Origin of the sequence: Occallatibacter sp. (assembly GCF_036502485.1) — a bacterium.
Taxonomy (GTDB): domain Bacteria; phylum Acidobacteriota; class Terriglobia; order Terriglobales; family Acidobacteriaceae; genus Telmatobacter.
The window spans coordinates 1-19817 of record NZ_DASXYM010000051.1 but is presented as its reverse complement, the minus strand read 5'-3'; the positions used below and the strand labels follow the sequence as shown (position 1 = coordinate 19817).

The window sequence follows — 19817 nt, the reverse complement described above, 5'->3', positions numbered from 1 at the left end:
AGTCGGCAGACCGCACACGGCGGCCCATCCGAGAGAATCGTACAACGTAAGGACGCATTACGGAAAGAAAGCGCTCGGAAGGCAGCGTTCTGGGTTCAGGGGTCTGATTCAAGTTTGGGTTCTGTGGGCTGAGGGTTCAGTTCATGGCGGTTGGATTGCCTGAGGCGGTTGAGCGTTTGCGGCTGACGACTGACCCTGACCCCCCGAAACCTGAACCCTGCTATGTTAACCTTCGCTGTTCCACCTTGGGAGACTGAATGCTTGTGCGAGTGTGCTCTAAAAAATCGCTTTTGTTTGCTCTTGTGCTTCTTTTGACGTGTCCTGTTCTCACGTTCGCGCAGGCCGATTATCCGTTCCGGGATACCAAGTTGCCCGATGATCAGCGCATCGCTGACCTGCTGGGGCGGCTGAGCCTGGACGAGAAGGTCAATCTGATGTCGGATCATCCCAAGATTGCGCGGTTGAACCTTGTGTTTTCCGGGCAGGTGGAGGGATTGCATGGGCTGGCGCTGGGCGGCCCGGGCGGGTGGGGGCCCAAGGGGCGGCAGCCGCTGCCGACGACGACCTTTCCGCAGGAGAAGGGGCTCGGCAACACATGGGATGTGGACCTGCTGAAGAAGATTGGCGCACTGGAGGGGCAGGAGGCGCGCTACTACTATCAGAACCCGGTGTATGACTTTGGGGGTGTGGTGGTGCGGGCGCCCAATGTGGACCTCAGCCGCGATCCGAGGTGGGGGCGCACGGAAGAGTCGATGGGCGAGGATCCCTACCTGGTGGGGACGCTGGCCGTGGGGTTCATGCATGGGCTGCAGGGGCCTGACCCGAAGCACTGGCTGGCGTCGTCGCTGATGAAGCACTTTCTGGCCAACGAGAACGAGAATGGGCGGGCGTCGAGCTCGTCGGATTTCGACGAGCGGCTTTTCCGCGAGTACTACTCAGTCCCGTTCCGGATGGGGTTTGAAGAGGGCGGGTCGCGCGCGGTGATGGCGGCCTACAACTCATGGAATGGCACGCCCATGATGATTCATCCGGTTTTGAAAGACGTGATGATCAAGGAGTGGGGCAACGATGGACTGATCTGCACGGATGGCGGCGCGCTGGGGCTGCTGATAACGCATCACAAGACGTTTCCGAACAAGGAGCAGGGCTCTGCGGCGGCGGTAAAGGCCGGTATCAATCATTTCCTGGACCGCTACAAGGAGGACCTGACGAAGGCGCTCAAGGATGGCCTGGTGACGGAGGCCGATATGGATGCGGCTCTCAAGAACCTGCTGCGCCTTTACCTGCGGCTGGGGGAGATGGACCCGCAGGGAGTCGATCCATACGCCAAAATTGGCGTTGAGACAGACGGCTCATTGCCGCCCTGGGAGCAGCCCGCGAGCAGAGAACTGGTGCGGAAGGCGACGGATGAATCGATTGTGCTGCTCAAGAACGAGAACAATACGCTTCCGCTGGATCGCGCGAAGGTGAAGACGATAGCGATCATTGGACCGTGGGCCGATACGGTGCTGCTCGACTGGTATAGCGGGACGCCGCCGTATTCGGTGGGGATTGTGGATGCCATGAAGGAAGCGGCGGCCGGAAAGATCAACATACTTTTCACCGACGGCTCCAATGCCGAAGAGGCAAAGGCCTTTGCGAAGAAGGCAGATGTGGCCATTGTGGTTGTCGGCAATCATCCCACCTGCAACGCCGGCTGGGATCAGTGTCCGGTGCCTTCAAACGGCAAGGAAGACGTGGACCGCAAGACGATCGCGCTGGAGCAGGAAGAGCTGGTGAAGCAGGTGTTTGCTGCCAATCCGCATACGGTGGAAGTGCTGCGGTCGAGCTTTCCCTATGCGATTACGTGGAGCCAGCAGAACCTGCCCGCGATTGTGCACATGACGCATAACAGCCAGGAAGAGGGGCATGGGTTGGCGGACGTGCTGTTCGGGGACTATTCGCCGGCGGGCCGCCTGAACCAGACGTGGCCCACGGGCGATGCGCAGTTGCTGCCGATGATGGATTACAACCTGCTGCACGGGCGCACCTACATGTACTCGAAGGACAAGCCGCTCTATGCATTTGGATATGGCCTGAGTTACACCACGTTCGCGTACCAAGGCGTTTTGCTCAGCAAGCAGAATGTGAATGCGGATGGGACAGTGCAGGTTAGCGTGAAGGTGAAGAATACGGGGCGGCGCGCCAGTGATGAAGTGGTAGAGATGTATGTGCAGCACCTGGGTTCGAAGGTGGAGCGGCCTCAGATTGAGCTGAAGGGATTCAAGCGCGTGCACGTTGCGGCGGGAGCGACGGAAACTGTCACCTTGGATCTGAAGGCGCGCGACCTGGCGTACTGGGATGCTGCTGCGCACGAATGGCGGGTGGAAAAGGAGCAGGTGCGGGTTCTCGCGGGCGGCTCCAGCGACAAACTGCCTGTGCAGGCGACGCTCGATGTCGATCAGGCGGGCGAATACAAGCCGTAACGACAAATCAGAACTGCCGATCATGGCCACGGAGGTGTCGTGGCTGGGACGGGCAGTGTCAGTTTGAAAAGCTGCTGTGGCTGTTAGTCTGATCTTTCGCATTTCCTGCAAAGGATTAGCTGACAGATGAGCGATTGGGACGCACGATTTCTCGATATGGCCGCGTTGGTGGCCACCTGGAGCAAGGACCCGAGCACCAAGGTAGGCGCCGTGATTACGCGCGGCAAGTTCGTGGTTTCGCTTGGATTCAACGGCCATCCAGCGGGGGTGGAAGACTCGGTGGGACGTCTCCATGACCGGGAACAGAAGTACCGCACCATCATCCACGCCGAGATGAACGCCATTCTGAGCGCGCGGCAGCCGATTGAGGGATGCACGCTTTACGTTGTCCCATTCATGCCGTGCTCCAACTGCGGCGCGGTGATTGTGCAGTCGGGCATCAAGCGGGTGGTTACGCTCGAAAACAACAATGAGCGGTGGATCGAGAGCTTCGAAATAACGCGAACGATTTTTGCGGAAGCGGGTGTTGAGCTGATTATCCGGCCGGCGCTGTCGGGGGACTGAATCCAGAGTCGATGTGCCGCGCCGGGAAGATGGCGGCACCGACTAACGACACGGTCTTCCGGGAATGACAGAAAGAAAGACAAAGGCCGATGCCGCCACTTATCAGCCTGTGGCTGCGCATTCCAGATCGTAGGCCAGGGGACACCCCTGGCAACGCGGAGTGCGTCCGCAATGGGCCTTGCCCACGGCTACTGTGAGAGCGTGGAATTCATTGAAGTGCTGGGCCTTTTCGGGGTCGGGCTCGGAGGCGAAGGCGCTGGCCGTGAGTTGCACGAGAGATTCGTAGCCGCGGCGGTTCTTGCCGGGAGCGGGTTGGATCAGGCGATGCCGTTCCGCGATGCGGCGCAGATACTCATCCGCGACGGGAACGGGGTGGCCGAGCGCGTAGAGCATGATGGCGTCGGCGGTTTCCGGCCCAACACCGGGCAGGGCGAGCAGCCGGATTCGAAGCGGGCCTGAGGGCACGGCACCCAGCTTGTCGAGCGATCCGCCGAACTCCGCGATCAGCATAGTGACGAAGGCCTTGAGTGCCGGCGCTTTGCGCGTGATGAATCCTGACGGGCGGATGAGCCGCTGCAACTCGTCCAGGGGCAGCGCGTGCAAGCCTGCCATGGTAAGAGCTCCGGCAGCGCGCAGGCTGCTGAGGGATAACTCAACGGCCTTCCACGATGTGTTCTGAGTCAGGTAGGCGCCGACGATCATTTCGAACGGCGTCTGCGCAGGCCACCAGGACTGCGAGCCGTAGGTGTCGAGGAGGCGGTGATGGATCCGGCGCAGACGCCTGGCCGGAGTGTGGTCTGGATGGCGGCTCACGGGGACTGGTTCTCAGGGAGCGGGGATTGCAACTGGACTTTCCACTCCAGGATGCGCGCTCTAGCTGCGGCGGCTTCCGCCTCGGGGATGTGGCCGGCGGTCTGTAGAGAGATGGAGAGGGCGGTGTGTGCCAGCGGATCTTGCGGGGTCATGGCCGTCAGCGCGAGTGCCGCGCCGACGGCGTTTTCAAGCTGGCCGGCATCGCGGAGGGCGCGCACCAGGCCATGATGTGCTTCGTAATAGTGCTCATCGGCGGCGATGGCCGCGCGAAATGCGCGCGCGGCTTCGGCAGCGCTGCCTGCGGCGAGCAGGTCAAGGGCGTGCTGCGAAAGATCTTCCGCGGATTGGCGGCCGGTGGGGTCCACTGTTATTAGGATAAAGGCTTGGAGGATTTCACGTGGAAGGCGCGATGAAGAGTCACACCGAATATCTTGTGTTTGAGACGAAAAAGCGGCGTGAGATGGTGCACATTACGGAGCGTGTGGAAGAGATTGTGGGTAAGAGCGGAGTGCGGGACGGGCTTTGTTTTGTATCGCCCATGCATATTACAGCGGCAATCTATGTAAACGACCATGAGAGCGGGCTGATTGAAGACATTGGGAAATGGCTGGAAGAGCTGGCGCCCGCGCGGCCGGAGTACAAGCACCACCAGACGGGCGAGGACAACGCCGATGCCCATCTGAAATCGCTGCTGTTGCATCACGAGACGACGCTGCCAGTGACAAATGGCCGGCTGGATCTAGGGACGTGGCAGCGGATCTTCTATGCGGAGTTCGACGGGCAGCGCAGCAAGCGTGTCATTGTGAAGGTGCTCGGGATTGCGTAGGGATTGGGGCTGAGTGCCCGTCTATTGATCGTCTTCGGTGATTTTGCGCCAGGCGCCGTTGCTGGTGGCGGGCTTGCCGGCGGCGAAGTTGATGGCGATACGGGGAGTCACGACGAGATCGACGCGGCGATTGTTGGCGCGGCCCTCGGCGGTGGAGTTGGTGTCGACGGGATGGAACTCGGCGTACCCGGCGGCGGAGAGACGGTCGGGCGGGATGGCATGCAGTTCGAGGAGCACGCGGCCGATGTGATTGGCGCGCGCTGTCGAGAGCTCCCAGTTTGAATCGAACTGCGGGGTGTGGATGGGTACGTTGTCCGTATGACCTTCGACGCGCAGATCGTAGACTGTTCCGGCGAGCGATGCGGCGATCTTTCGCAGGGCGAGCAGCGCTTCAGAGCGGGGGATTGCGGAACCGGAGTTGAAGAATCCAGCCTCACGCAGACTGATGACCAGGCCATCGCGGCCCATCTTGATGATGACGGTGTGCTGCGCTACCTGGCCGGCTAGTCGCTGCTCAAGCTCGTGGCGGATGCGGTTCAGGTCATCCTTCACCATGTTGGGCGTGAGGGCCTGGGCGCCCATGACAACCGTGGAACTTTCTGCGGGTCCTCGTGAGGATCTGTCGTTGCCGGGTTTGAAGGAGTAGTCGGGGAATGCGCCCATGGCAGTGAAGGCGGAATCGATTGCCTGCGGGATTTCGGCTTTCTTTTTTTCATCGGCGCGCGCGAAGGCGTAGAGCACGACGAAGAAGCCGAAGAGCAACGTGATGAAGTCGGCGTATGAAACCAGCCAGCGCTCATGGGTTACGCGGCTGCGATGAATGCGCGCCCTCACGCGGCGCGCTCCTGCTTTTTGGGCGTATGGTTCACGAAGCCCGAGAGCTTTACTTCGAGCATGCGCGGGTTCATGCCTTCGAGGATGGAGATGACGCCTTCAAGCATCATCTCGCGGCGCTTCACGTCATCGCGGAGGCGGATACGCATTTTGCCGGCCATGGGCAGAAACAGCAGGTTCGCGATGCCAACGCCATAGATGGTTGCAACAAAAGCTACGGCGATGCCACGGCCGACCTCGGCGATGTTATCGAGATGCTGCATGACCTGTATGAGTCCCAATACCGCGCCAAGAATGCCGATTGTGGGGGAGAAGCCGCCAGCGGATTCGAATACGGCGGGCAGCCTGTCTTCGTTCTCAACGGTCGAGTCCAGTGAGACCTGCATGATGCGCCTCAGGTCGGCGGGCTCCGTTCCATCTACGGCCAGCATCACGGCCTGCTTAAGGAACGGGTCCTGAATGGTCTCGAGGTCTGCATCGAGGGAGACTACGCCATTGCGGCGGGCTTTGTTGGCAAACCCGACGAGCTGCGTGACGAGCTGGTCGTCGTGCTTCTGCGGGGCGGTGAAGATGTGGAGGATGCGTCCGAAGGCGGTGACGACGGTTGCAAGGGGGAACTGCAGGAGGACCGCGCCGAGCGTGCCCCCAAAGACTATGACTGCTGCTGTGGGCTGAAGGATCTGGCTGAGGCGGCCGCCTTCCATGAGAAGGCCAGCAAGGATGCCGGCCACAGCGAGCAATACGCCGCCGATACTCGACTTATCCATGATGGGCTCCTGCGGTGGATGCGGAAGGGGCGCCCTTCAACATTGGTTGAGCCTGCGCGGGGTTTCAGGCCGGCACGCGGGATCTTCAGGATTTTGCAGCGTGCTTACGGATACGACGCGCTCGAGAGTCACGCCGGGAGGTAGCCTTCGCGCGACGCATGCGAGGAGTTTGGCGCGGTAGTCCATCACGCGCTCCAGGACCTCGGCACAGGTTTCGCGGACGATCAGCTTTTCGCCGGTAATGAGGGTGAGCATGGTGTCGGGCGAGGCCTCTGCGGTTTTGACAAGGTCGCTGTTGAGGACCATTGGATTGCCGTTGAGCCGAGTTAGTTCGATCATTGCGCGTTCCTTTATAGAGGGCTTATCGGCGGGGGGCGGAAAAGATTGAAGAGATTAGAAAGCTGAAGGGCATTACTGACCTTGGCCGCGTAAAACGTATCCCTTAGCCGACAAGGAATACTTGCCGCGCCAAAGCACAATCGAGGTCGCGAAGATTCTCAAAGACCTGCCCGCGTTGGTTCCAAATGTAGCTGAGCGTGAATTCTTGATGAAACGCTCCTTTGTTTTGAGCACAAGGCGTTTCGAGCCGCCATCGTGATGAGTTGGAATCTCGCGTACTCCCATTTGCTCGAATTTATCCTGGCTCATCACGTCGCCGGATTCAATCCGAAATATCAGGTTGTTCCAGGCAAATGGGCAAAGGCCAAGCCGATTGCATCCTGCGACGATTTCCCGGTCGATTTGAAGGAGTCCGAGGTTTTGGAAATGGCGAAATCGGGCGACGCGATTAACAACGATATCTATAAAGTGCTTGATGGCAAACTCGGAAGACGAAACTCGGCCGCTCATCCTTCTTCCGTGGTGATTGGTCAACTCCCAATGGAAGAATTCGTCCATGATCTCGTAACGAACGTTGTGCTAAAGCTCTCAATTGTGAAAGCGGCCGCATCATGAAGGACCAGGCAAAGACTGAGTGCCCGCACTGCGGCAAAAATAGACGTGCAATGCACACTGCCCAGAGCGAACAAGAGGATTCGGCCTTGTTGTGGACACGCATTCTCGGTGGGCGAATGGGAGTGGATCAACCAATTGATCGTGTTCCGCACACTCAGCCGCTGACCTCCGCACACTCTCCCAACCGCGTAAGGCCGAATCGACTGTCGCGAGTTCGCGCATCAGTTACGCATTGACGATTGAACGGTCGCATCGGCTCATTGAAACTTGTAGAAGAACTCTGACAAGCTCAGTCGAAAGCCATGCGCTTGAAAGGCCGGAGAAACTGCATAAGCGCAAGGACACAACCCTGAAAAGTCCCGCTTCAGTTGCTTTGCGCGTTCAGGAGCGCCTACGGCTCGAAACTGATCGGCGTTTGGCGCTGCATAAGCGCCCTTCTAAGAAACGACTGTCCCGCTCTGGACAACTCCGGGGTTCGATAAAGACGCCCAACGATTAGCCGAAGAATGGCGCAGATGCGACGGTATCCACCCCGCAGCAGCCCGATGGCAGGGACATGGGTGCAAGAAGCACCCAGGGATGTCTTGCAGCACGTATGAGGCATTTAGCAAGCATTTCAGGGTTAGTGGACCGTAAACTCAACGCATTTTAAGGAGTTACACCATGTCCCTTGGCGTCTTGAACAACCTGTCCGCGATGTATGCGGCTCATAATCTGAACAACACCAACAACAGCCTCTCGAAGACTCTGCAACAGTTGTCGTCCGGCTCCAAAATCAATTCCGGCGCCGATGATGCCGCAGGCCTTTCGATCGTCAATGGCCTTCAGGCCAATGCAACCGCTCTGGCGCAGTCGCAGACCAATGCCCAGGAGGGCGTAGGCCTGCTGCAAGTAGCGGACGGCGCTCTCTCGCAGGTAACCAACCTGCTGAACCGCGCGGTTACGCTGGCCACCGAGGTCTCGAACGGAACTCTGACCAGCTCTCAGCAGACCGCGGCCGATCAGGAGTACCAGTCGATTCTCTCCGAAGTCAACAACATCGGATCGACGACAACCTTCAACCAGCAGAAGGTGTTCGGCGCCGGCACGGTCGGAATCTACACCGGCGACTCTTCCACGCAAGGCGCTTCGCTGAATAACCTCAGCATCTCCGGGCTCTCGTCTACCACGCTTGGCGATACGGGCGGCGTGATGGGCTACACGAGCGGCAAAAACGTTTTCCTGGACCTGTCGAACGGCACTGCCCAGGTCAACAACGCATCGCTCACCGATACGATCAACTCCACCACGTTGACCATCACCTACAAGAATCCGGATAACTCGAGCGGTACGGTGGTCACGTCTGCCGCGACTACGGTCGGCGGTCTGATCAACGCCATCAACTCCTCTGGCCGCGGCCTTTCGGCGACCTTCACCTCCGCCACGCAGGCAGGGGCGGGCGGCACCGTGCCTGGCGGCAACATGGGCATCATGATTTCCGGCAACATCGGCACAGCGGCGGCAAGCATTGCCCAGCAGCAGGTGGCCATCACGACCGGCGGTTATGACACATCGCAGTCGGCAACGGCCGCTGCCGCTACCGCTCTGACGGCCGACAACACCGGCGGCATCGCGGCCATCACCTACAGTGCCACGGGCACCACCAGCCTGGGCGGAACCAGCCTGACCAACCAAGGCAACGCGGAGACCGCGTTGACGTCGCTGAATGCGGCCATCTCCTCGGTTGCGGCACAGGATGGTTACATCGGCGCCCAGATCAACACCCTCAACGCTGTCAGCAATGTCATGAGCACGCAGCAGGAGAACATTGTGTCAGCGCAGAACGCAGTGCAGGCGACGGACTATGCGTCGGCAGCCTCGAACATGTCGAAGTACCAGATCCTGAGCCAGACCGGCATCTCGGCTCTGGCACAGGCCAACAGCATGCAGCAGGAAGTAACCAAGCTTCTGCAGTAAGCAGAAGGCTGCGCTAGCGGGCAGGAAGGGGTGCCGGGGGGCGCCCCTTTCGTGCTGGGGTAAAGCTGTTCGTGAGATGGCTTTAATTCCTCACCGCCGGCCTTGGTAGTCCGACTGCAAGATACGAGCGCGGAGCTAGCGATGGGTACGGTAGGACTTAACTTTGGATCGCCTACAAGCGGAACGGGATTTGATGTAAGCTCGACGGTCTCGACCATCGTGGCCAATCTTCAGAAGGTGGAGACGCCGTGGAAGACGCAGCTTACGTCGCTCGAGAGTCAGGACACGGTCCTGTCGAATTTAGGCACGCTTCTCTCCAAGATATCGACGGATGTGAGCAGCCTGAGTGATTTCACAGGGGTGCTGGCGCAGAAGACGGGGTCGAGCTCGGACACGAATGTTCTTGCACTGGCGTCGGCGAGTTCTTCCGCGGTGGCGGGAACGCACAGTGTGACGGTGACGAGTCTGGCTAAGACCGGGAGCGGGTATCTCACCGCAATCACGAATGCCTCTGACAAGCTATCGGGAGCGCTCACAATCCAGGTGGGCACGGGAAAGGCGCACACCCTCACTGTAAGCAGCTCGAATAACACACTCACCGGGCTGGCGGCGGCGATCAACTCTGCGGGAATAGGTGTGACGGCCAGCGTGCTGACCGACTCCAAAGGGTCGCGTCTGAGTCTGGTTTCCGGCACTTCCGGAGGGAGCGGGCACCTCAGTATCAGCTCCAGCCTCGTGGACACGAGTAATTCGAATGCCAGCCTCGCCTATACCGAGAAGGTGCACGGAGTGGATGCACAGCTGTCGATAGACGGCGTGGACCTTACAAGCGGTTCAAATACAGTGACAAACCTAATACCGGGCGTAACGTTTCAAGTGCTGGCGCCCAGTGCGCAGCAGTCAGACGGCAGCCTTGAAGAGATTCAGGTGGTGATCGGCAACGACACTTCAGGCGTGGAGAGCGCTGTGGCGCAGATGGTGACGGACTACAACTCGCTCCTGTCGGCGATAAACACGCAGCAGGGGAAGGATAGCTCGGGCAATTCGGAGCCTTTGTTCGGATCGCCGACACTGGGTCTTCTGCAGCAGCAACTGGTGAGCAGCATCAACGCACAGAATCCCAACGGCTATCTGGATCAGATTGAAGCCGGCACGAATGCGGCGTTCTCTGGATCTATGACGATCCAGGTGGGGAACGGGACGGAGCAGAAGATCGTGATCGGGGCCGCGCCGGATCCAGCAGAGGCGAACACGATCTATACCGGCGATGGAGTGAATACTCTGCAAGGGATTGCAGACGGTATCAACCAGGCGAACATTGGCGTGAAGGCGGGGATCTCGACGCAGTATGGCGAGTCGCGATTGATGCTTTCGTCGCAGACCGCGGGCACGGCCGGAGCATTGTCAGTGGACTCGAGCCTGACCGCGACGACCGACACATTGCTGAGCTTTGCGAGCCTGCCTTCCTCGGGGAATTCAAACGCAAGCGGGGCGCTGGATTCGGTCGCTGACGCTTCGGACGTTCTTTCCGGCTCGATCAGCATCCAGGTGGGCAATGGAACCGCGCAGACCATCACCGTGGATTCAGGGCACAACACCCTGCAGGGGATGGCCGATGCCATCAACGGAACGGCGGGAGTGGGGGTGACGGCTTCGGTGGTGACCAACGGCGACGGGTCGGCGTATCTGGCCTTGCTATCGCAAACGGCGGGAAGCGGAGGAGCTCTAACAGTGACCTCGAACCTGCTGGATACAACGCAGACAACGACCCAGGCTATCTCCTATACCAACTCGTCGGACATCTCGGGCCTTGCCAATCTGGGGATCACGGTTTCAAAGAATTATGACGGGTCTCTGGAGTTCGACGCGAGCGTGCTGGATTCGGCGCTTAACACGGATTTCGGCAGCGTGGTTGGGTTCTTTCAGAGTGTGAACAGCTGGGGCCAGAATTTTGCGAAGGTGCTGAACAGTGCCGGCAACACTTCTTCCAAGGGCGTGGTCAAGCTGGCGCAGAACGCCAACAGCAACATGGAGGCGTCGCTGAACAAGCAGGTTTCCAAGCAGGAGAGCCTGATCTCGATTCAGCAGAAAAGCCTGACCGCGGAGTTGAACCAGGCGAACGAAATCATGCAGGGGCTCAAGTCGCAACTGGACGGCATCAACATTCTCTACTCGGCGATCACAGGCTATAAGAGCTCGTGAGGAGAGGTCATTTCATGAACGGTTACCAGGAGTACGCGCTGGATGGCGCATCGGCGGTGGATCTGGTTGTGGCGTTGTACGACGGGATCGTCCGTTTCCTTTACCAGGCATGCGAGGCAGTGGATCGCGGCGACGAGGGGGGCCGCCGGGCGGCGGTGAAGCGGGCGCTCGACATTATCATTCATCTGCAGGCGCGGCTACGTATGGATGTGGGCGGTAGTCCGGCAGAGGCGCTGAGCGAGTTCTATGCGGCCACGTTTGCGCAGATTCTGCAGGGTTCGCAGGCGGCTTCGCGGGCGAAGTTTGAGAACGCGATCGCGTGCGTGCGCAACGTGCGTGAGGCGTGGAGGCAGGTAGCGCAGGATGGGACCATCAATCCCGCGCCTGCGCAAATGCTGATGCCGCCTCGGCGTGAGGACAATGCGTATGCTGCGGAGGCCGGTCAGATGCGGTGGAACGCGTGAGGGGTGGCTGTAAGCGCAAGAGCAGATCCCCTTCGGGGACGACAAACGGAGAAGCGAAGGCAGAACAGGTCAGCCAGTGACGGTGAGTTCCTCTTCGAGTTGCTGCTTCTGATAGAGGCTGGCGTAGTAGCCGTCGAGCGCTAACAAGTCCTCGTGTTTGCCCAGTTCTACGATGCGTCCGCGGTCCAGAACGGCGATCTGATCGGCGTTGCGGACCGTCGACACGCGGTGGGAGATGAGGATGGTGGTGGACTCGGTGGTGTAGCTGCGCAGGCCGCCGAGGATGCGTTCTTCGGTGTAGGTGTCCACCGAAGCGAGGGCGTCGTCGAGGATGAGGATGGCGGGATTGCGCAGCAGTGCGCGGGCAATGGCGCTGCGCTGTTTTTGCCCGCCGCTCAGGGTGACGCCGCGCTCTCCCACCATGGTGTCGAAGCCGTTGGGGAAGTCTTCGAATTCCTGGCGGATGTGGGCGGCGTGGGCGGCCTGGAGTATGTCGGCTTCAGTTGCTTCCGTCGCGCCGAAACGGAGATTTTCGCGGAGGGTTTCGCTGAAGAGGAAGGTTTCCTGCGGAACCATGCCGATGTTGCGGCGAAGCACGTGCAGCGGATATTCGCGGATGGGACGGCCATCGATGAGCAGCCCGGAGTCGGGCGCTTCATACAGGCGGGAGAGGAGGCTGACGAGGGTGGTTTTGCCTGATCCGGTGGGTCCGACGATGGCCAGGCTGGTTCCCGCCGGAACGTGAAGATTGACGTCGTGCAGCACCGGGATGTCGCCGTAATTGAAGTTGAGGTGGCGGAACTCGATATCGCCGCGAAGGCGCGTGGTTTCGGGGATGGACGTGTCGGCGTCGCGGTCGTCGATGGCGGGTTTCTCGTCCAGCAGTTCCGCAATGCGTTTGACTGAGGCAGTCCCACGCTGAAAGATGTTGACGACCCAACCCACGGCGATGATGGGCCAGATCAACTGGATCATGTACGCGTTGAAGGCCACGAAGTCGCCGGCTGAGATGCGCCCCTGGAGAACCAGGTGACCTCCGGCGAGCAGGGTGATCATCATCGAGACGCCGAGGATGAATTCGAGCGTGGGCCAAAGCATGCCCATGAGTTGCACGAGGCGCAGGGCGCGGGAGATGTATTGCTGGTTGAGTCGCTCGAAGAGACCGATCTGCGATTCCTCGCGCGCGAAGGCGCGAATGAGGCGAACGCCGGAGTAGTTTTCCTGGGCCTGCGCGGAGATATCAGAAAAGCTGGCCTGAATGCGTTCGAAGCGGTTGTGGATTTTGCTGCCCAGGTATTGCACCAGGATGCTGGCTACAGGCATGGGGGCCAGCGCCACCAGCGTGAGGTAAGGGCTGTAATGCAGCAGGTAGACGAGCGCAAACAGGAATAGCGATATGGTATTGGCGCTGTACATGAGCGCCGGACCAAGCAGCATGCGCACGGCGTTCAGGTCGTTGGTCATGCGGGCCATGATGTCACCGGTGCGGTAACGGTGATAGAAGCCCGAATCCTGTTTTTCGAGATGCTTAAAGAGGTCGTTGCGAAGGTCGAACTCGATGTCACGGGAGATGCCGATGAGAATCCAGCGTTGCGCGTAGAGGAAGACGCCTTTGACCAGGTACACGGCGACCAGCAGACCGGCATAGAAGAGGACTTCGTTGCGCGAGGCGCCGTTCTGCTTCAGGTAGTCAATGGCTTTGCCCAGGATGCGCGGTCCCTGAACCGAGACGATGTTGGTGGCAATCACGGAGAGGCTTCCCCAGATGTATCCCCAGCGGTAGCGTCGCATGTAGGAGAAGAGGGGGCGCAGGTCGCGAAGCATGATCTTATTGTATCGGCCGCGGAGAAGCCGTACGGGTGGAGTGGCAGACAGGCTCCAGTTTGCCATGAAACGGCCGCTGTAATCTGCGCAGAGCGCGGGCGTTGGCGGGAAGAGACTCCGCCACGTGTGGTTTTTCCCGCCTGTGCAGGGGGTATGGACTTACCTGATCATCGCTCTTGCGTGAAGCGTTGATATCAAGGTAAGCTACGGGCGTAATGGCGAACGATTGTGGAGTTCCGTACCAGACGACCCTGAAGGTGAAGGACGCCTGCCTGTGTCTGCATGTGCAGAGGGCGGCGCGGGCGCTGGCGCGGAGATTCGACGAGGCGTTTCGGCCATTTGATCTGACCAACCAGCAGTTTTCGTTATTGATGTCGTTGAACCGGCCGGAGGCTCCGCCGATGGGGCCGGTGGCGGAGTTGCTGGCTGTGGATCGGACGACGTTGACGGCGGCGCTGAAGCCGCTGGAGCGGCGCGGGCTGGTGAAGGTGATGCCGCATCCCCAGGATGGGCGCAGTCGCGTTTTGAAACTCACGGGCAAGGGTAGGGAATTGCTGGGGCGCGCGATGCCGGTTTGGGAGAGTACGCACGCGGAACTGGATGAGCAACTGCAGGGGGACGCGGAGGGTTTGCGGAGAGGGTTGAGGGCGTTGTTATAGGTTGGTGAGAGCCCGCCGAAGCAGATTCCCTGCGGGTATGACAGAAAGAAGAGCGAGTGCAGAAAGCGGAGCCTTCCCCTTCGTTGCACTCAGGGTCAGGATGACAAGGTGTTTGTAGTTGTGGCTATTGAATCCCAGGAGGAGGTCGGAAGCGATGAGTTCGGTGCGGGTTTTGGTGGGGACGCACAAGGGTGCGTTTGTGTGCGAGGCAGATGGCAAGCGCGAGAAGTGGACAGTGAACGGGCCGTTTTTCGGCGGGTGGGATATTTACCACGTGAAGGGTTCGCAGGCGGATCCGAATCGGATTTATGCGTCGCAGACGAGCGGGTGGTTCGGCCAGGTGGTGCAGCGCTCCGATGACGGCGGCAAGACGTGGTTTCAGCCCGGCGTTAAGGTGGGCGAGGAGACTCCGGCGTGGCCTCCCAAGCCGAGCAACCGGTTCTCGTATGACACGAGCGAGGAGACGGGAAAGCCGCTCACCACGCATCAGTGGTACGACGGCACGCAGCATCCTTGGGAGTTCAAGCGGGTGTGGCATTTCGAGCCTTCGCCGAATGACCCTAATGTGGTGTATGCGGGCGTGGAGGATGCGGCGCTGTTCAAGTCGACGGATGGCGGCGAGAGCTGGCATGAACTGCCGGGTCTGCGCGGGCACGGCACGGGTTCGAAGTGGACACCGGGTGCGGGCGGCATGGGGCTGCACACGATCATGATCGATCCCAAAAATCCTGACCGGATGTTTATTGCAATTTCGGCGGCTGGGGCGTTCCGCACCGAAGATGGCGGCAAGACTTGGACGCCGATCAACAAGGGGCTGCGTTCGAATTACATGCCGGATGAGGATGCGGAGATTGGGCACTGTGTGCATCACATGGCGATGCATCCGTCGCGGCCCGACGTGCTGTTTATGCAGAAGCACTGGGACGTGCTGCGCAGCGATAACGCGGGCGATCAGTGGACGGAGGTCAGCGGCAATCTGCCCACCGATTTCGGGTTCTGCATCGATGTGCACGCGCACGAGCCGGAGACGCTGTACGTGGTGCCGATCAAGAGCGACTCGCTGCACTATCCCATTGACGGGGCGCTGAAAGTGTTTCGCAGCCGGACGGGCGGCAATGAGTGGGAGGCGCTGGATAAGGGGCTTCCGCAACAGAACTGCTACGTGAACGTACTGCGCGATGCGATGGCGGTGGATACGCTGGATGATTGCGGAATTTATTTCGGAACGACCGGCGGGCAGGTGTATGTGTCGCCCAACGGCGGAGACACCTGGCAGCCGATCGCGGACAACCTGCCGGCGGTGTTGAGTGTGGAAGTGCAGACGTTGTAAAAGCAGGGACAACGGGACAAAGGCGGCGCGGAGGAGGTCCGCGCCGTTCTGCTGTGTGAGCGGGGTCGTTTGGCGGGAGAGTATGGAGAGTCAATCAACGGCGATGGTGCGGGTGTGTCTGCCTTTTCATTTGCGCAATCTGGCGCAGGTAGGGGCGGAAGTGGCGGTGGAGGTGGCGCGGCCGGTCACCATCCGGTCGGTGCTGGATGGGGTGGAGGCGCGGTATCCCATGCTGCGCGGCACGATCCGCGAATACGATACGGGAAAGCGGCGGGCGTTTCTTCGGTTCTTTGCATGCCAGGAGGATTTCTCGCTGGAACCGATGGAGACGGAGCTGCCACAGGGGGTAGCGGACGGGAGAGAGCCGCTGCTGGTGGTGGGAGCGATTGCGGGTGGCTGCTCATAGCTCCTGGGCTAAGTTGAGCTGATTCTGCGCTTTTGTTGGACCGAGTGAGATCGTGTCCTCCAGAAGTTGATTGCTCCGGCTCCGATTGAGTGCTGCCTTCAAAGCACTGGTGACGACCGGAGTTCCACGCGCTCAATGTGTGGAGGACGCGGGTTTGCGCCCGGATGGCGGATTCCTTATGGCTTCCTTCTCCGGCTGCTGGCCGGCGGCAAGGGTCTGGGCGAGGATGGGGCCGACTTCGGCGTCCTCGACAACAATGTGGGTTTTCAGGTCAAGAAGGTCGGCCCACGGCGCGGAGCCGGCATACATTGCCGCTGCGTCGTCGCCTTCGTAAAGAGTGAAGCCGATGCTGAGATCGGTGCTATGCCAGCGGCCGAGAAGGGTTATGCCGGCGGGAGGGCTGGCCTGACCGGCGAGAAAGCGACCGGCGGCTTCGCGAAACGCGCCGGACTTGAGTGACCATACCAACATGGTTTTCACGGAGAGAGCCTCCTGCTTGGGGTTTGGGGGCCAGGGGGGAACTGGATTGGGGGATTCCAGCGCTGCCGGAGGAGTGTGCGCCAGTAGAAACTCGTGGCTGGTTTGCACTCGGCCAGGATGCGAGGACGGCGGAGAGTAACGGGCGTGAACTCCGCCAAAGGCGTGTTTATCCGAGGGTGCAGTTATCGCCCTCGTCGATATCGGTTTGCTGCTTGTTGCTGTTTACGCTGCCATCGCTACTTGCAAAGGCCCAATGGGCCGCTCCGTGGCCCGACGAATCCGCAATGACCTGTACGTCCACACTTTCGCCCTGGTTGAGTGGAGCCGTATCGAGCACCAGGCTGCCGTTTCGATCGTCCCACACGCTCACGTTCACGTCGGTCATCTGATCGTTACTCAGATGAAAGGTAATTTTGTCTGCCACGTGGACCTCCTTATTCGGCAGTCGCCGAAGCCCTGCTGGTGTCGAACAGAGACGTCTGCGGGATTCTAGCGTTGATGGTAGAGAGGGGGCGAGAGAATTCTTGGGGGGGAAAGGCGCGCAAACGCAACAACGGCCTGGGAGGAGGTCCCAGGCCGTTGCCGGTGATCTGTTGGGATTGGACTAAGGCCATCGCGCTGCCGCGAGTCCGTTTGGCCCGGCGGGTTGATTCCGCTGGGGACTTACAAGAAGGTCTGGGGCGCGATGCCCTAGGCCTCAGTCACCTCACGTTGGTAGCCATAACAATTACAGTCAGATTTCATCAGCTGGATCAACCTCCTTTCCCGTGTACCGCTAGATTAGCGCTGGTTGGGTGGGGAGTCAAGGGGGGGTGGGGGTTGTCTGCCAAGTTAACAGTTGCGGGTAGGTTGAGTTCTGAGAAAAGGGCGGGCGGCGGAGGTGTTTCCGGGTGAATTCCGGCACCAAAATGTGATCTGAATCACCAATCGGAGTCACCCTAATCTGTTTATTTTCAACGAGTGGCTCCTGGCGTGCGCTGAAGTCGCAAAAAAGTCGCACTAGGTAATTGTCTAGTAAACATTTGCTGCTCGATCTCGCGAGGGATTCTGAAGGGTTCCGGAGCTGAAATTCGGAATTGGGCACAGTTTTCCTGGCTGCCTGTGAGAGCGGCAGAAGGTAGTATGCGCGGTTCGGGGTGAGGAGGCTGTGCGCGCTGTCACAGCGGGTGGGGGGTGTGGTTTCCCACCTTAGCCGCAAGAACCAAAGGCGCGGCGAAGATGGGGCACCCGGGATCGTGGGGGGAGCGGGCAGGAGGGGGTGGGGGGGTGTGGTTTCCCACCCTCGCGACAGAGAAAAGTCGCGAGGATGGGGCACGGCAGGTTGTAGATGACAACTGAGAACTGAGAACTGGGCTTACGACAGGGCCAGATTCATGTTGTCGATGGCTTCGTCGATTTCCTGATTGCTCTTGAAGCCGACGGTGGCGCAGTCGATTTTGGCGGTCTGGAAGGCGAAGCGCATGGCGGCAACGCGGTCTTCGTGTTTGGTGAAGACGCCGTCGCCGACCAGTTTCATGCTGACGACGCCCATGCCGTCCTTCTTGACCTGGTGGACGTGCTGCACGACTTCGGGTATTGTGCCGGGGTTGTCGCTGTCGGCGTAGGTGGGGCCGTCCATGCGGGTGCCGTTGTGGTTCATGCGAATCATGGCTACCTGCAGCCAGGGATTGCCGGGCATCTGGCGGAGGGCGGGCAGGCCATGGACGCTGGCGCCGCGGGAGAGGATGGTTTTTTTGGAGTGCAGGTTGTCGATGGCTTCCTGCCAGGGCTTGGTCTCCTCGACCCAGCCGGCGTCGTGCTGCCAGTGCAGCAGCATGATGTCGAAGTACTGCATTTTATGGACGCGGAGCATGTCCTGGAGGCGCTGGTGCGGATCGCCGCCGTTGGTGGTCACCTTGGTCATGAGCACGTAGCTGTCGCGCGGGTAGGGCTTGAGGGCTTCGCCGAGCATGGCCGGGGTCATATACGCTTCTGCGGTTTCAAAGAAGCGGATACCGCGCTCGTAGGCATAGGCGACGAGCTTGTTGAAGTCCTTCTGACCGAGGGAATACTGCACGTGGCCGTTCTGGCTGCCGGTGCCGAAGGCGAGGCGGGTAACCTGGATTCCCGATTTGCCCAGCGTGACCTTGTCTGTGGCGGTGAGCTTTTGCGCCAGGAGCGGCGGTGCGACGGTGGCCGCGGTGCCGGCGGCGATGCCGGTCTTAAGGAAATCGCGACGGGAGTAGCCCTTCATGCGTGACCTCCGATTGGCTGAATGGTAGCAGGAAACGGGCAAGAGGGATAGGGAGTGACAAGTTGCAAAGTTACAAAGTTACAAAGTTACAGAGTGGCAAAGCTGCACATTGGTCCAGAGGGGCTGGCGGGGCAACGTGAACGGGTTGTGAAATGTGCCTGGTACTGCAACCCGCGCAGAGAAGCCTGGCATCTATTAAGATCGCACGATTCCAAAAGCCGTTTCCGGCACGATGCAATTAAAGGAGCTTACATTATGAGGCTAGTAGCGATTGAGGGGCGCGCGTCCCTGGCGGGCTTGTGTGCGTGTGCACTGGCGCTCGCCGGTGCGCAAAGCTTTGCGCAAACTGTAGTTGCGAACATTCCGGTGCCCGGATACGTGGGCGGCGGGGCAGTGGACACGAAGGGACACCGCGCGTACATTCCCGCGGGAAACAGCAACGGCAGCAGCGCCGTGGTTGAGGTGATCGACGAGAAAAAGCTGAGCATTGCCAGAACCATCAACCTGAACACGCCGTGGCCGGCGACTTCTGTGGCGCTGAATCCGAAGACCGGCGTGCTCTGGGTGGGGACGGAGAGCGGCGGACTCTTCGAGGTGGATGCGAAGTCGCTCAAGACGATCGGATTTGTGAATGTGAATGCGGCGAGTGTCACGCTGAACCCGGAGACCAATACCGTCTACGTTTCCGATTTCGGCAACACGCTGACGGTGGTGGATGGGAATACGGGAAACATCGTTTACACGAACAGCGATATGAACGGAATTCAGAACCTGGTCGCGGACCCGTTGAGAAATCGTGTCTACATCGCGATGCAGCTCTACAACCCGGGCGCGGTATGGGTGCTGGACGGGAAGACGAACCAGATTATCGCCAAGGCGCCGGCGGGGAGCAGCTTTACGTTTGGGGTTGCGGTAGATCCGTTCCACAGTGCGTTCTACTCGGCTGACCAAGGAATGGGCACGGGGACGGCGACGATCTACAGCAGCCAAACGAATACGCAAACCGCGGCGATTGCGATTGCGGGCCAGCCAGCCGGGGT

The 19817-nt window shown here is 60.0% G+C and carries 20 protein-coding genes; 10 read left to right on the top strand and 10 right to left on the bottom strand.

The window, feature by feature from the left end; genetic code table 11:
* The first annotated feature begins 368 nt into the window (after positions 1–368).
* Together VGL22_RS08445 and VGL22_RS08440 are read left to right on the top strand one after the other, a co-directional pair.
* A complete protein-coding gene (locus VGL22_RS08445) occupies positions 369–2465 on the top strand; it encodes a glycoside hydrolase family 3 C-terminal domain-containing protein (RefSeq protein WP_465266464.1) in 2097 nt (698 codons plus the stop codon).
* A gap of 126 nt (positions 2466–2591) precedes the next feature.
* Positions 2592–3029, top strand: a complete 438-nt coding sequence (locus VGL22_RS08440; protein ID WP_465266463.1) for a deoxycytidylate deaminase — start codon at positions 2592–2594, stop codon at positions 3027–3029.
* A gap of 102 nt (positions 3030–3131) precedes the next feature.
* On the opposite strand, the gene VGL22_RS08435 is transcribed toward VGL22_RS08440, so the two are convergent.
* A complete protein-coding gene (locus VGL22_RS08435) occupies positions 3132–3842 on the bottom strand; it encodes a base excision DNA repair protein (protein WP_465266462.1) in 711 nt (236 codons plus the stop codon).
* Positions 3839–4207, bottom strand: coding sequence for a tetratricopeptide repeat protein (locus tag VGL22_RS08430; protein ID WP_465266461.1), 369 nt, complete (start codon positions 4205–4207; stop codon positions 3839–3841). Before VGL22_RS08430 ends, VGL22_RS08435 begins: the two co-directional genes overlap by 4 nt.
* A gap of 44 nt (positions 4208–4251) precedes the next feature.
* Between VGL22_RS08430 and VGL22_RS08425 the strand changes: the two genes are divergently transcribed.
* Positions 4252–4668 (top strand): secondary thiamine-phosphate synthase enzyme YjbQ, encoded by a 417-nt coding sequence (locus tag VGL22_RS08425; RefSeq protein ID WP_465266460.1) that lies wholly within the window; start codon positions 4252–4254, stop codon positions 4666–4668.
* Positions 4669–4689: 21 nt separating this feature from the next.
* On the opposite strand, the gene VGL22_RS08420 is transcribed toward VGL22_RS08425, so the two are convergent.
* The 4 genes from VGL22_RS08420 to VGL22_RS08405 all read right to left on the bottom strand — a co-directional run bounded on the left by VGL22_RS08420 (position 4690) and on the right by VGL22_RS08405 (position 7166).
* On the bottom strand, positions 4690–5502 hold the full coding sequence (locus tag VGL22_RS08420; RefSeq protein ID WP_465266459.1) for a flagellar motor protein MotB: 813 nt from the start codon (positions 5500–5502) through the stop codon (positions 4690–4692).
* Complete coding sequence (locus VGL22_RS08415; protein ID WP_465266458.1) at positions 5499–6269, bottom strand: flagellar motor protein; 771 nt, start codon at positions 6267–6269, stop codon at positions 5499–5501. The genes VGL22_RS08420 and VGL22_RS08415 overlap by 4 nt, the downstream gene beginning before the upstream one ends.
* Before the next feature lie 36 nt (positions 6270–6305).
* The gene (locus VGL22_RS08410; RefSeq protein WP_465266457.1) at positions 6306–6608 is read right to left on the bottom strand and encodes a flagellar FlbD family protein; all 303 of its coding nucleotides are present in this window, start codon (positions 6606–6608) and stop codon (positions 6306–6308) included.
* Between the two features lie 72 nt (positions 6609–6680).
* Positions 6681–7166 carry a hypothetical protein gene (locus VGL22_RS08405; RefSeq protein ID WP_465266456.1) on the bottom strand — a complete coding sequence of 162 codons (486 nt, stop codon included), beginning with the start codon at positions 7164–7166 and terminating at the stop codon, positions 6681–6683.
* A gap of 720 nt (positions 7167–7886) precedes the next feature.
* Between VGL22_RS08405 and VGL22_RS08400 the strand changes: the two genes are divergently transcribed.
* The 3 genes from VGL22_RS08400 (at position 7887) to fliS (ending at position 11845) form a co-directional block, all read left to right on the top strand.
* Positions 7887–9179 (top strand): flagellin N-terminal helical domain-containing protein, encoded by a 1293-nt coding sequence (locus VGL22_RS08400; protein ID WP_465266455.1) that lies wholly within the window; start codon positions 7887–7889, stop codon positions 9177–9179.
* Between the two features lie 141 nt (positions 9180–9320).
* Positions 9321–11381 (top strand): flagellar filament capping protein FliD, encoded by a 2061-nt coding sequence (gene fliD / locus VGL22_RS08395; protein ID WP_465266454.1) that lies wholly within the window; start codon positions 9321–9323, stop codon positions 11379–11381.
* Between the two features lie 14 nt (positions 11382–11395).
* On the top strand, positions 11396–11845 hold the full coding sequence (gene fliS / locus VGL22_RS08390) for a flagellar export chaperone FliS (protein ID WP_465266453.1): 450 nt from the start codon (positions 11396–11398) through the stop codon (positions 11843–11845).
* Between the two features lie 69 nt (positions 11846–11914).
* Here the strand turns inward: fliS and VGL22_RS08385 are convergent, their stop codons facing one another.
* Positions 11915–13669: an ABC transporter ATP-binding protein gene (locus tag VGL22_RS08385; RefSeq protein ID WP_465266452.1), complete on the bottom strand. Its 1755-nt coding sequence runs from the start codon at positions 13667–13669 to the stop codon at positions 11915–11917.
* A 215-nt stretch (positions 13670–13884) separates the two neighbouring features.
* Between VGL22_RS08385 and VGL22_RS08380 the strand changes: the two genes are divergently transcribed.
* The 3 genes from VGL22_RS08380 to VGL22_RS08370 all read left to right on the top strand — a co-directional run bounded on the left by VGL22_RS08380 (position 13885) and on the right by VGL22_RS08370 (position 16064).
* Complete coding sequence (locus VGL22_RS08380) at positions 13885–14328, top strand: MarR family winged helix-turn-helix transcriptional regulator (RefSeq protein ID WP_465266451.1); 444 nt, start codon at positions 13885–13887, stop codon at positions 14326–14328.
* A gap of 154 nt (positions 14329–14482) precedes the next feature.
* Complete coding sequence (locus VGL22_RS08375) at positions 14483–15658, top strand: WD40/YVTN/BNR-like repeat-containing protein (protein WP_465266450.1); 1176 nt, start codon at positions 14483–14485, stop codon at positions 15656–15658.
* An 82-nt stretch (positions 15659–15740) separates the two neighbouring features.
* A complete protein-coding gene (locus VGL22_RS08370) occupies positions 15741–16064 on the top strand; it encodes a MoaD/ThiS family protein (RefSeq protein WP_465266449.1) in 324 nt (107 codons plus the stop codon).
* A gap of 132 nt (positions 16065–16196) precedes the next feature.
* Here VGL22_RS08370 and VGL22_RS08365 read toward each other — a convergent pair whose 3' ends face one another.
* The 3 genes from VGL22_RS08365 to VGL22_RS08355 form a co-directional block, all read right to left on the bottom strand.
* Positions 16197–16535 carry a DUF3303 domain-containing protein gene (locus tag VGL22_RS08365; RefSeq protein WP_465266513.1) on the bottom strand — a complete coding sequence of 113 codons (339 nt, stop codon included), beginning with the start codon at positions 16533–16535 and terminating at the stop codon, positions 16197–16199.
* A 175-nt stretch (positions 16536–16710) separates the two neighbouring features.
* On the bottom strand, positions 16711–16968 hold the full coding sequence (locus VGL22_RS08360) for a hypothetical protein (protein WP_465266448.1): 258 nt from the start codon (positions 16966–16968) through the stop codon (positions 16711–16713).
* A 930-nt stretch (positions 16969–17898) separates the two neighbouring features.
* Positions 17899–18777 (bottom strand): aldo/keto reductase, encoded by an 879-nt coding sequence (locus VGL22_RS08355; RefSeq protein WP_465266447.1) that lies wholly within the window; start codon positions 18775–18777, stop codon positions 17899–17901.
* A 255-nt stretch (positions 18778–19032) separates the two neighbouring features.
* Between VGL22_RS08355 and VGL22_RS08350 the strand changes: the two genes are divergently transcribed.
* The coding region (locus tag VGL22_RS08350; protein ID WP_465266446.1) for a YncE family protein at positions 19033–19817 on the top strand (785 nt) is incomplete at its 3' end.